This is a genomic window from Myxococcus sp. MISCRS1 (assembly GCF_026626605.1).
In the GTDB taxonomy this organism is placed as follows: domain Bacteria; phylum Myxococcota; class Myxococcia; order Myxococcales; family Myxococcaceae; genus Myxococcus; species Myxococcus fulvus.
On sequence record NZ_JAPNKB010000001.1, the window covers coordinates 4,453,247 to 4,464,904 of the forward strand.

Genomic DNA, 11,658 nt, shown 5'->3' on the forward strand with positions numbered 1-11,658 from the left:
GCACGAGCGCGTGTGGTAGCGTCGGGCCATGCCGCCGCACGGCGCAGATGGACCGCCCCTGACGCCCACCCCGCCCGCGCTGGAGCACTCACCGGCGACCGCCGCCACGGCGGAGGGCTCGGTCTCCGGCGCCTCGCGCGACGAAGCCCCGCGCGCATCCGAGGCCACGTCCTGGGGACACTACGAGCTGCTCGGCCTCCTGGGCCGGGGCGGGATGGGTGAGGTCCACCGCGCGCGCGACACGCGGCTGGGGCGACAGGTGGCGCTCAAGTTCATCCGGGGCGCGGCCCCCGAGCGGGCCATGCGACTGGTGCAGGAGGCCCGCGCCCAGGCGCGCATCGACCACCCGCATGTCTGCAAGGTCTTCGAGGTCGGCGAGGTCGAGGGCCGGACGTTCATCGCCATGCAGCTCGTGGAGGGGGAGCTGCTGGAGCACGCCGCGGCGCGCATGACGCTGACGCGCAAGCTGCGCCTGATGAAGCACGTGGCCGAGGCCGTCCACGCCGCCCACGCGCTGGGCGTCATCCACCGCGACCTCAAGCCCTCCAACATCATGGTGCGCGGCGCGGACTCGGACCGCCCCACGCCCGTCATCCTGGACTTCGGCCTCGCCTACGAGCTGGCGCTGGGACACGGCCTCACCACCACGGGCGCCGTGCTCGGGACGCCCGCGTACATGGCGCCGGAGCAGGCCCGCGGCGAGGTGCGCGCCGTCGACCACCGCGCCGACATCTACGCCCTGGGCGCCACGCTGTACGAGCTGCTCACGGGGGCCCCGCCCTTCCAGGGCGCCACGCCCCTGGAGACGCTCGCGAAGGTGCTGGATGGGGAGCTCGCGCCGCCGCGCGCGCGCGTGCCCACGCTGGACGCCGCCCTGGACACGGTGTGCCTCAAGTGCCTCGCCCGGGAGCCGGACCAGCGCTACGGCTCGAGCCTCGCGCTCGCGGAGGACCTGGGGCGCATCCTCGACGGGCAGCCCATCCTCGGCCGCGGGCCCGGCCTGGTGGACCGCGTGCGGCGCCTGGCGCGAGCGCACCGCGTCGCCTTCTGGCTCTCGGCCGGCTCGCTGTCCGGCATGCTGCTGCTCGGCGCCGTGGGAGGACAGGCGTGGTTGTCCCGGAGGGAGATGGAGGCGCGCACCGCCTCGCGGGTGCTCCTGGCGGAGCAGCTGGGCCAGCAGGTGCGGGAGCTGGAGTCGTTCGTGCGCGCCTTCCAGGCCCTTCCCCTGCACGACACCCGCCCCGAGCTGCGACTGGCCCGCGAGCGGCTGGCGAAGCTGTCGGCCATGGAGCCCGGGCTCGGCCCCCAGGAGGAGGGGCTCGTGCGTCAGGCGCTCGGTCGGGGGCACCTGGCGCTGCGCGAGTTCGAGCAGGCCCACGAGGCCTTGGAGCGCGCGCACGCCCTGGGCGTGGACACGCCGGGGCTGCACTACGCGCTGGGCCGGGCGCTCGGCGAGCGCTATCGCCAGGGCCTGGAGGACGCCCGGCGCGAGGGCGGGGCGCGGTGGGTGGCCGAGCAGCGACGGCAGCTCGAGGCGCGCTTCCTCACCCCCGCCCTCGCCTCGCTGGAGCGGAGCCGGAGCCTGGAGCTGGAGTCGCCGCGCTACCTGGAGGGGCTCATCGCCCTGTACCGCGGCGAGCACGAGGCCGCCGAGCACGCCGCCCAAGAGGCCATGGCCCAGGCCTCCTGGATGCCCGAGGCCCGCGCGCTCGCGGGGGACGTGGCCCGTGCTCGCGCCATGATGTTGCTGGAGCAAGGGGATTACGTCCAGGCACGACGATGGCTGGAGGAGGCCGGCCAGCGCTACGAGAAGACGCTGGAGCTGGGCCGCAGCGACGCGTGGGGTCATGCGGCGCTCGCCGAGGTGTGGCTGCAGCGCTCCGAGCTGGACAAGCGCGAGGGGCGCTCTCGCAAGGCCGCGCTCGACGAGGCGGAGCGGGCCGTGGAGCGCTCGCTCACCGCCGACCCGGAGCGCGCGGCGGGCCACACCCAGCGGGCCCAGGTGCTGATGAATCAGTATCGCGCGGTGAACTTCCAGGGGGAGCCGGACTCGCGCGGCGCTGCGGCCCTCCTCGAGGAGTGGACGCGCGCGGCGGCGCGGGCCGTGGAGCTGGACCCGCGCGACGTGCTCGCGCTCGACTCGCTGGGCTACAGCCACTTCATGCGGGGCTTGCGTCAGGCGCGCGCGGGCGAGACACCGGAGGCCTCCTGGAGCGAGGCCTTGCGCTGGCTGTCGCGCGCGCTCGAGCTGCAGCCGCTGTATCCCTGGGCGCTCAACGACTTGGGGCTCGTGCACCGGTGGCGGGGCAACCACCTGCGGGAGCACGGTGGGGACCCGCTGCCCGCCTACGAACAGGCCGCGCGCGCCTTCCTCGACGCCACGCGCGTGGACCCGCAGTACCTGTTCGCCCACTCGAACCTGGCGGAGCTGTACGTGGCGATGGCGGGCCACCGGCTGGGGCTCGGCCAGGACCCGGAGGACGACGTCCGGCGGGCGCTGGAGGCGAGCGGGCGGGCGCGCGCCATCGACGCCCGGTTCCACTCCGCGCTCGAGCACACCGCGGCGGCGGAGCTGACGCGGGCGCGCCACCTGGAGCAGACGGAGCAGGACCCGGGTCCGGCCCTGGAGCGGGCGCTGAGCGCGGCGCTCGAGGCCCAGCGGCTCAACGCGCGCTCGGAGCGCGCCCTCCTCCACCAGGCCACGGTCCACGTGGAGCGCGCGCGGTGGATGCTGCGCGAGGGCAGTGATGCGACGGCCGCGCTACGCGACACGCGCTCGGAGCACGCCCCGCGCACACAGAAGACGCGGCGCGAGGCCGGTGACACGACGGCTGCATTGGAGACGCAGCGGCTCGACACGCGCTCGGAAAGCGCCTTCACCCTCCCGCGCACTGTCCAAGAGGAGCACGCACGGTGGACGCTGCGCGAGGGCGAAGCGACTGCCGCGCTGGAGGCAGGGCGACGCGCTCTGGAGGAAGCCTATCGGCTGAGTCCCTCCTGCGCGGACTGCCGGGTGATGGGGGCCTGGCTGGAGCTGACGGCGGCGGACCTGGAACAACTTCGAGGCGGCTCGGGCTTGCCCCGCCTGCGCCGCGCGCTCGACGAGGCGCGGCGCGCGGTGGCGCTGTACGCCTATGACGAGAGCCACCTGATGATGGCGCGCGCTTGCTGGCGATGGGCCCGCGCCGCGTCCCCTTCCGTCTCGCACGAGGTGGAGGAGGAGGGATTGTCCCACGTGGAGAAGGCGCTACGGCTGTCGCCAGGACTGGCGGAGGCCGAAGCCCTCCGGGCCGGACTGCTGTGGGCGCGGGCCCGGGGCCTGTCGGACACGGCCTCGCGCGAGGCCACCCTGGGCGAGGCTCGCACCGTGCTCGACCAGGCCCTCGAGCGCGCACCACGACTGAGCCGCGCGTACCCCCGGCTGGTCCAGGACCTCGCCGAGCCCGCTCACACCGGGGCCGCGCTCCGAGCCCGGCCCGCGGCCCCCTGAACCGCCCCTCCCCGCGCGAGTCCGACGCAACAGGGTGGCGGGAGCACCTGCGAAGTGTCTCAGCACTCCGCCGGCCTGCGCACGCTGGCTCCCCCTCGGCGCGCCTCCATGCTCCGCCACCTCGCACACGCTGGCCACCCGCGCCCCGCCCCAGCGCTCCGCCACCTCCCCCGCTGCGCGCCTCAGCGCTCCGCCGCCCTGGGCACGCCGGTCGCCAGCGGCGCGTCCGTGCGCCACTGAGGCGCAGGGCCGCACCTGGGCAGCGTCAGCCCCTTCGGCAGCGGCGGCGTCGACTGGCGACGGTTCTCCGGGTTGAGGCACACCGCCCCCCGAGGCCCCCAGAGCGCCTCCAGCGCCTCCAGGTCCTCCAGCCGCGCTCCCGAGCGCGGGTCGAACCCGTGCGCGTCACGCCGCAGGAACGGCGTGCCGCTCACCGTGAACGCGCGCAGGTCCCCCTGTCCCACGAAGTACGCGGCGCGCTTGGCCTGCAGACAGGACCGATAGACGAGCTCCCGCTCCGCGTCGTCCTGGTGCGTCTCCGGGTCCCACGGCTGATACCCCCACCTCAGGCACGCCGCGATGGCGCCCGTCTCGCAAGCCAGCGTCACCGCGCTGGCGCGCTCGCGCACCGCGGCGCTCAGGCCATCCACCTGGCGCCCCGGCAGCAAGACGGACCGCGCGTCGCCCTTCCCCCCCGTCGCCCGGCACTGGGGCTGCCAGTCCCCGGTCCCCACCACCCGGTAGCGCACCTGGAAGCGGCCCGCCTCCGGCGCGCCCAGCGACAGCTCGTGGAGCACCTGGAGGCGGTCTCCGCCCCCCACGTCCACCGGCAGGTGGAAGTAGAACGACAGCTTCGCCAGCGAGGCCCCGCGCACCTTGCGCGACTCGCCCCCTTGCGTGAGCGTCACGAAGAAGTCCGCGGGGCTGGCGTGCAGGCCCGTGAGCACCCCGATGGCCTCCGGCTCCGGCTCCGACGGACGGGTGAGCCGGACCGGCACGTCGAGCACCGTACGCCGCTCGGCCGTGGAGCGCACCCGCATCAGCACGCCCTCCGCGGTGTTCAGGAAGCCCTCCGGACACCACACGGGCCGCCCCTCGTGCTGGAAGCAGTAGTCGTCGCCCTCCGCGATGTAGATGCCCAGGCCGTTGGGGTCCGGGTCGCACTGCCCCGTGGGACAGCCCCCGCCCCCCGTCGGACCGTCGGACCGCCCCGCCTGGAGCGGCCCCGGGGGCGCCGTCAGCCGGCACCCTCCACCCACCGCCAACAACGCCAGAGTGCCCACGAGCCACGCCTGCTGAATCCTCGCCAAAGATGTCTCCTCAAAAGCCGCGCCAAGGGCGCGGGTCGTTCGCGGTGGCCACGTTAGCCAGCCCCGTGCCAACCCCCTCCCGCGCCCACGCCCGAGCGGCGCCCCCCCGCCAGCGGCGCACGTGGCACACCCAGGTGGCACAGTGCCTGGTGATACCGCCGGTTTACGTAAGATGGGCCCCATGGAACACGAGGGGTCGACCCTGGGGCAGAGCGACGCCGCCGCGCGGCGGGACTCGGACGAGCCACCCCGGCCCGGGCTGGTGCAGGTCCTCGGCGCGGGCGCTCCGGTGGCCGTGGCCGTGCCGCTCCACGGCGAGCAGGCGCTGGGGCGGGGCACGCCCGGCCTGAGCGAGCCGGCCGACCCCAGGATGTCACGCCACCACGCGCGGGTGAGCCACGACGGCCAGCGCTGCTGGGTCACCGACCTGGGCAGCCAGAACGGCACCTTCGTGGACGGAGAGCCGCTCCCCTCCGGCGAGCGGCGCCAGGTGCACCGCGTCCTGCGCCTGGGTGACTCCCTGTTCATCCCCAGCGCGGATGTGGGCCCGCTCGCGCGCCAGGGCGTCATCGACGACGGGGGCTTCGTGCGCGGGCCCGCGATGCGGCGGCTGCTGGAGCAGGTGTCACGCTCGGCCCAGCATGGCCTGACGCTGCACATCCACGGCGAGAGCGGCGCGGGCAAGGAGGGCGTGGCGCGGGCGTTCCATGAGTTGGGCCCCAGGCGCGCGGGGCCCTTCGTGGCCGTCAACTGCGCGGCCATCCCCCTGGGGCTCGCCGAGCGCCTGCTGTTCGGCGCGAAGCGGGGCGCCTACTCCGGCGCCGACGACGCGGAGGGCTACCTCCAGGCCGCGGACGGCGGGACGCTGTTCCTCGACGAGGTGACGGAGCTGGACCTCCAGGTGCAGGCCAAGCTGCTGCGGACGCTGGAGACCCACGAGGTCCTCCCCCTGGGCAGCGCGCGCGCCCGCAAGGTGGACGTGCGGGTGTGCTCGGCCAGCAACCGGGACCTGCGAGCGCAGGTGGCCACCGGACGGCTGCGCGAGGACCTGTACTTCCGGCTCGGTCGCCCGGAGGTCCGCCTGCCCGCCCTGCGACAACGCCCGGAGGAGCTCACGCTCCTGGTGGCGCGCTTCCTCCAGGAGGGCCCCGAGGGCCTCGGCGCGCACGTCTCGCTGTTCGAGGCCTGCCTGCTGCGCGCCTGGCCGGGCAACGTGCGCGAGCTGCGCGTGGAGGTGCGCGGCGCCAGCCAGGAGGCCCTCCTGCGCGGCGCCCGACGCATCGAGGCGGGGCACCTGGCACCGGGCGCGGGCCACGCGTTCAACACCGACCCACGGGAGCGGACTCCAGAAGAGGCGCCAGCGCCCAGGCCGCCCCGCCCCCGCCCGCCCCTGGAGGACTCGGAGCGCGCGCGCGTGGAGGAGGCCCTGCGCGCCCACGGAGGCAACGTGGCCGCCGCGGCCCGCGCGCTGGGGATGCACCGCACGCACCTGCGCCGCCTGCTGCAGCGCCACGGCCTGGGGGCGACCTCGCGCGAGTAGGCCGCCTCAGTGCCGCACGCGCGGCTTCGGGGCGCGCACGTGGACCTCCATGCGCGCGTCCCCCGCCACCACGCTGCTGAGCACCTCCTGCTGCTCGGGCCCCAGCCGCGCCACCGCGCGCAGCGTGGCCACCAGCAACAGCGCCTCCACCGTCGACGGCACGCCCACGCCGCCCGCGCCCGTCTTCAGCGGCATGGGCAGCCGGGGCACCCGCCCCGCCGAGGACAGCGCCTCCACCGCGTACGCCGGCGTCGTGTCCAGCGTCACCGCGATGGCCGGCAGCCCCTGCGCCGCCTCCGCCTGTCCCTGCGCCTGCATGTGCATCAGCTGTTGGAGCGCGCCCGGCTGGAAGTACAGCGCCAGCCCCGCCCGGCCATCGCCGGTGTGGAACACGCAGCCCTCGAAGGTGTGCGTCAGCGGACCGGACACCGCCACCTCGAAGGGCTGGCTGTCATCCCAATGCGTCCACGGCCGCGCCTCCCAGTACTCGGTGGCCGCCTGCACGAACAACAGCGCCTTGTCCGAGCCCAGCCCGGACAACCCCCGCTGTCCCCAGGCCAGGAACGTGGCGATGGCCGCCCGCGACGACAACGCCGCCTCCGTCGGCTCCTCCGCCCGCACGCCCAGCGCGGCGCCAGCCTGGGCCAACGCCGGCTCGCACCGCACCGACTCGCGCGCTTCCAGCCCCTCCAGGAGCACCGTCAGCCCCGCCACGTCGTCGCGCTCGAACACGGGCGCGGACGGCTCGCCCGCGTCGGTGATGCGCAGGTACACGTCCGTCGTGCCCTGGGAGAGCGGCACCGGGCCGAGCTTCAGCAGGTAGAACATGGGGGCCCTTCTAGAGCGCGCGCTTGCCGTCCAGGGCCTTGCGGACCTGCTTCATCAGCGCGGGGATGTCGAAGGGCTTCTGGAGGAAGGGGATGCCCGGGTACTCCGCGCGCAGCGCGGCCACGTCCACCGCGCTCATGCCCAAGAGCGACACGCCCTTCCACTCCGGCTCCGTGCGGATGTGCTTGATGAGCGCGGGGCCGTCCATCACCGGCATCATCCAGTCGGTGAGGACCAGGTCCGGGCGCAGCTCGCTCATGCGCGCCAGCGCCTCGCGACCATGCGAGGCCGTCAGCACCCGGTAGCCCTCCTCGCGCAAAAGGTCGCGAGGGCCTCCAGGATGCCCTGCTCGTCATCCACCACCAGGACCGTCTCCATACGGGCGGGCTGCGCTCCTCGCGAATCAGGGATGGCCACCGCTCCGGTGGCGGGCAAGCCCCGTCAACAGGGTGTCCAGGGCGACGTCGAAGGGAGGCTGAACCTCGATTCCTTGGCGGGAGATGACGAACTCCCGGATGGAGGGGTCGTAGTCGGTGTCCCGCAGCTTGAAGAGGGTCAACAGCCGGCGCAGACGCCCCTCCAGCTCCACGTGACGCAGGAAGAAGAGGTTCTCCGCCACGGCGGAGGGCCCCGGCTCCAGGGGGACGTCGAGCACCGGCCCGAACAGGCGCGGCGTCTCCAGACTGAAGATGGTGGTGGCGCAAGAGGAGCGCAGCTCCTGCGTGAGCGCCGCGAAGAACGACGGCATGCGCGCGGGGTCCGGCGCCGCCTGGCTCATGGCGGGCAGCCCGTCCACGAACACCCGCGACACGTCGTGCTTGCGCACCGCGCTCAACAGCTGGTCCGCGAGCACGTCCAGGATGCACTCGGCGGGGGGCTGCCAGAGCAGGTGCATCCGGCCCTCCTTCACCGCGCCGGACATGTCCATGCCGGCGGCCGCCACCTTGTGCAGCAGCCGCTCGGGCGACTCGTAGAAGCCCATGTACAGGCAGCTCTCGCCCTGCCTCAGTCCCTCGACGAGCAGGCTGCTGCCCATCAGCGTCTTGCCGCTGCCCGGCGGCCCCAGCAAGAGCGACGTGGAGCCCGCCGCCAGCCCGCCGGGGAAGAGGGCGTCCATGGACGGGATGCCGAAGTGGACCCGCTTCTCGCGCGGCTCGGGCGGCGGGCCGCGCCGCATCCGGGCCTCCAGCCGGGGGAAGACCTCCAGCCCCGCGTTGGAGATGCGGAAGGTGTGCACCCCCCCCATCGTCGCGCCGCCGCGGAACTTGCGGACCTGCAGCTCGCGCCAGGAGCGCACGCCCAGGGTCCGCTCGCGCAGCTCCAGGATGCCATCCACCATGGTGTACTCGGGGTGGACGGTGGGGCCGTTGGAGCTGGTGAGCATCAGCGCGGTGAAGCGGGACAGGCCCGCGGACACCTGCAGCTCGTGGATGAACTTCTTGAAGTCGCGGCTGCTGCCCGCCGCCTCCTGGGCCTGCACCAGGCCGTCCAGCACCAGGATGTTGGCGTTGTGGTTGCGCACCTCGCGGCGCAACAGCTCCAACAGCCCCGGCAGCCCCTGCTCCTCCAGCGTGCGGAAGCCGCTGACGTAGTACACGCCATCGGGCAGCAGCGCGGGGTCGAAGAAGGCCATGTCCCGCATGTTGGCGAGCATGCGCGCGTGCGACTCGGCCAGGAGCGTCACGTAGAGGCAGCGCACCCCGGCTCGGCCCTGGTGGTAGCAGAGCTGGTTGGCGAAGAGTGTCTTGCCCGCCCCGGGCTCGCCCACGACGATGTAGACACCCGAGGTGATGAGGCCACCGCCCAGCACGGCGTCCAGGCCGGGCACGCCGGTGGACACACGCGCGTCCTGCCGCGGCGCTTGCTCGGAAGGAGACATGGGAGCGCTCATACCGCAAAACGTACGTCCCGCGCGCCTGGATTGCTTACAGGGAGCACGACAAGCCCTCGGAATGCCGTAGAACGGACCTGGAACCCTCCAGGAGCCCCTGCCCCGCGTGGACACCCTCGTCCGCATCGCCGAAGCCCTTGGCCGTTTCTCCGCGCGCTTCGTGCCCAGCGCGTTCTCCATCGCCGTACTCCTGAGCCTGTTGACCATGGGCCTCGCCATGGGCTGGGTGGGCGCAAGTCCCCCCAAGGTGCTCGACGCGTGGGGCGGCGGCTTCTGGGAGCTGCTCACGTTCTCCATGCAGATGGCACTGGTGATGTTCACTGGCTACCTGCTCGCGCTCACCACGCCTGTCCGAGCGCTCCTGGAGAAGGCGTCCGGCCTGGCGCGCACGCCGCGCGGCGCGGTGGCGCTGATGGCCTTCGTGTCCATGGCGCTGGCGTACGTCAACTGGGGCCTGTCCCTGGTGGCCAGCGCCATGCTGGTGCGCTTCGTCGCGCGGCGCCGGCCGGACGTGGACTACCGGCTGCTCGTCGCGTGCGCGTACTTCGGCCTGGGCGCGACGTGGCACGCGGGCCTGTCCGCCTCCGCGCCGCTGCTGGTCGCCACGCCGGGCCACTTCCTCGAGAAGAGCATGGGCCTCATCCCCATCGACCGGACGCTCTTCTCGCCCTTCAACGTCTCGCTCACCGTGGGCGTCGTCGCCGGCCTCACGCTGCTGGCGTGGGCGCTGCATCCCAGGCCCGAGCACGTGGTGCGGGTGGACCCGGCGGTGCTGGAGAAGCTGGGGGACTTCGTTCCGCCCGAGCGCCCCGCCGACCAGAGCCTGGCCGTCTGGCTGGACCACGCGCGGCTGCTCAACGTCCTCTTCGGGGTGCTGGGGTTGCTGTGGCTGGGCCAGTACCTGTGGCTCAACGGCGGCTGGCGGGCGCTCAACCTCAATGTGGTGAACTTCACCTTCCTGGTGCTCGCGGTGCTGCTGCACGGCACGCCCGCGCGGCTCATCAAGGCGGCGGAGGAGGCCGGCACGGTGCTGCACGGCATCGTCCTGCAGTTCCCCCTGTACGCGGGCATCTACGGCATCTTCAAGGCCACGGGGCTGACGGACCGCATCGGCCAGCTCTTCGTGTCGCTGTCCACGCCGCAGACCTTCCCGGCCATCGTCTATCTCTACAGCGGCGTGGTGAACTACTTCGTCCCGTCGGGGGGTTCCAAGTGGGCCATCGAGGCGCCCTACCTGCTCGACGCGGCCAGTCGGCTGGGGGTGGCGCCGGAGAAGGTGGTGCTCGCGTACGCCTGGGGTGACATGGCCACCGACCTCATCCAGCCCTTCTGGGCGCTGCCGCTCCTGGCCGTGGCCCGCTTGGAGTTCAAGGACATCCTGGGGTTCTTGCTGGTGGCGTTCCTGGTGTACCTGCCGCTGGTGACGCTGGCGTTCTGGTGGCTCGGATGAGACGCGACGGGGTTCCGTGCTAGACCTCCGGGCAGGACCCGCCGGGGAAGGCGGGTCCCAACTCATCCAACGAGGGGACCCCGAGCATGAAGAAGCTGATGACGCGGACCATGGTGTGTGCGGTGTTGGGGATGTCGTCGCTGGCGTTGGCGCAGGACGCGACGGCGGAGGCTCCGGCCAAGGAGCCCGCGAAGGTTCCGAGCGCGGACGCGGTCCGTGACACCTGGAACTTCTTCTACAACGGCAAGGGCCAGGGACCCGTGCTGGTGGAGGCCAAGCTCTGTACGGAGGTGGCCAAGGACGGCCCCAACAAGTACGAGTGCATCGCCGAGGTCGCCGCCGAGGGCATCAAGGCGAACACCACCGTGATGCTGTGGCAGGCCTACCTGGTGCCCCAGGGCGACTCGGTCGAGGACGTCATGGTGCAGACCAAGCAGGGCAACGTGGTGCGCGAGACCAAGGACGTGAAGCTCAAGGGCGACGGCTGGCGCGCGCGGCAGTGGACGGGCGTGCGGCTCAACAAGCCGGGCAACTGGACGGTCTCCGTGATGCGCGGTGACCAGGTCCTCAAGGAGCTGCAGGTCAAGGTGAACTGAGTCACGCACCGCGCTTGAAGCACCGGACGCCCACCACGAGGCCCCTTGCGGCCTTGGGTGGGCGTCTTGGTGTTGAGTAGGGCCGCGAAAGACATGGCAGGCGACTCCTTCGTCTTGAAGCTGCCAAGGAGCTTTCCTCCCCCGAACCCCTCCGGAACCACTACACCCGATTCGGGACCTGACCCCGGCTGCTCGAGGAGCACGGCATCGAGTGCAGCATGTCGCGCAAGGGCAATTGCTGGGACAGCGCGGTAGCCGAGAGCTTTTCTCCACGCTGAAGGCGGGGATCCTTCAGGTCGGTGACGGTGGCCTACGACGTGGATGACCGGTCCGCCGCCGCGCAGCGGGCGCGTGTGTTCGCCGACGCCGCGGCGCGCGGAGACCTGATTGGGCTCTCGCACATGCCGTTTCCTGGACTGGGCCGACTGAGCGCGGAGGGGCGGAGCTACCGGTGGGTGCCCCTCAACTACAGCTCGGGCCAGCGGTGGCCGGAGGCCCGGCTCAGCGCGGAGTGAAGAAGGCACGGCCCGCCACGAGCCCCTGTTTCGAGGGC

Annotated in this window: 9 protein-coding genes; 5 read left to right on the top strand and 4 right to left on the bottom strand. The window is 73.0% G+C overall.

Annotation, left to right across the window (positions count from 1 at the left end):
• Positions 1–28: 28 nt before the first annotated feature.
• Entirely contained in the window at positions 29–3,490 is a 3,462-nt protein-coding gene (locus tag OWM54_RS17300) for a serine/threonine-protein kinase (RefSeq protein ID WP_267698221.1), read from the top strand.
• 182 nt (positions 3,491–3,672) lie between these two features.
• Here the strand turns inward: OWM54_RS17300 and OWM54_RS17305 are convergent, their stop codons facing one another.
• A complete protein-coding gene (locus OWM54_RS17305) occupies positions 3,673–4,800 on the bottom strand; it encodes an ADYC domain-containing protein (RefSeq protein ID WP_267698222.1) in 1,128 nt (375 codons plus the stop codon).
• Between the two features lie 181 nt (positions 4,801–4,981).
• Between OWM54_RS17305 and OWM54_RS17310 the strand changes: the two genes are divergently transcribed.
• Positions 4,982–6,340, top strand: coding sequence for a sigma 54-interacting transcriptional regulator (locus OWM54_RS17310; RefSeq protein WP_267698223.1), 1,359 nt, complete (start codon positions 4,982–4,984; stop codon positions 6,338–6,340).
• Between the two features lie 6 nt (positions 6,341–6,346).
• On the opposite strand, the gene OWM54_RS17315 is transcribed toward OWM54_RS17310, so the two are convergent.
• The 3 genes from OWM54_RS17315 to OWM54_RS17325 form a co-directional block, all read right to left on the bottom strand.
• A complete protein-coding gene (locus OWM54_RS17315) occupies positions 6,347–7,168 on the bottom strand; it encodes a hypothetical protein (protein ID WP_223749237.1) in 822 nt (273 codons plus the stop codon).
• Positions 7,169–7,178: 10 nt separating this feature from the next.
• Positions 7,179–7,466 carry a response regulator gene (locus OWM54_RS17320; RefSeq protein WP_267698224.1) on the bottom strand — a complete coding sequence of 96 codons (288 nt, stop codon included), beginning with the start codon at positions 7,464–7,466 and terminating at the stop codon, positions 7,179–7,181.
• Between the two features lie 105 nt (positions 7,467–7,571).
• Entirely contained in the window at positions 7,572–9,047 is a 1,476-nt protein-coding gene (locus tag OWM54_RS17325; RefSeq protein ID WP_223749236.1) for an ATPase domain-containing protein, read from the bottom strand.
• Positions 9,048–9,165: 118 nt separating this feature from the next.
• Between OWM54_RS17325 and OWM54_RS17330 the strand changes: the two genes are divergently transcribed.
• The 3 genes from OWM54_RS17330 (at position 9,166) to OWM54_RS17340 (ending at position 11,620) form a co-directional block, all read left to right on the top strand.
• Positions 9,166–10,509 carry a short-chain fatty acid transporter gene (locus tag OWM54_RS17330; protein WP_267698225.1) on the top strand — a complete coding sequence of 448 codons (1,344 nt, stop codon included), beginning with the start codon at positions 9,166–9,168 and terminating at the stop codon, positions 10,507–10,509.
• A gap of 86 nt (positions 10,510–10,595) precedes the next feature.
• Positions 10,596–11,105: a hypothetical protein gene (locus OWM54_RS17335; RefSeq protein ID WP_223749234.1), complete on the top strand. Its 510-nt coding sequence runs from the start codon at positions 10,596–10,598 to the stop codon at positions 11,103–11,105.
• A gap of 299 nt (positions 11,106–11,404) precedes the next feature.
• The gene (locus OWM54_RS17340) at positions 11,405–11,620 is read left to right on the top strand and encodes a hypothetical protein (RefSeq protein WP_267698226.1); all 216 of its coding nucleotides are present in this window, start codon (positions 11,405–11,407) and stop codon (positions 11,618–11,620) included.
• Positions 11,621–11,658: the final 38 nt, after the last annotated feature.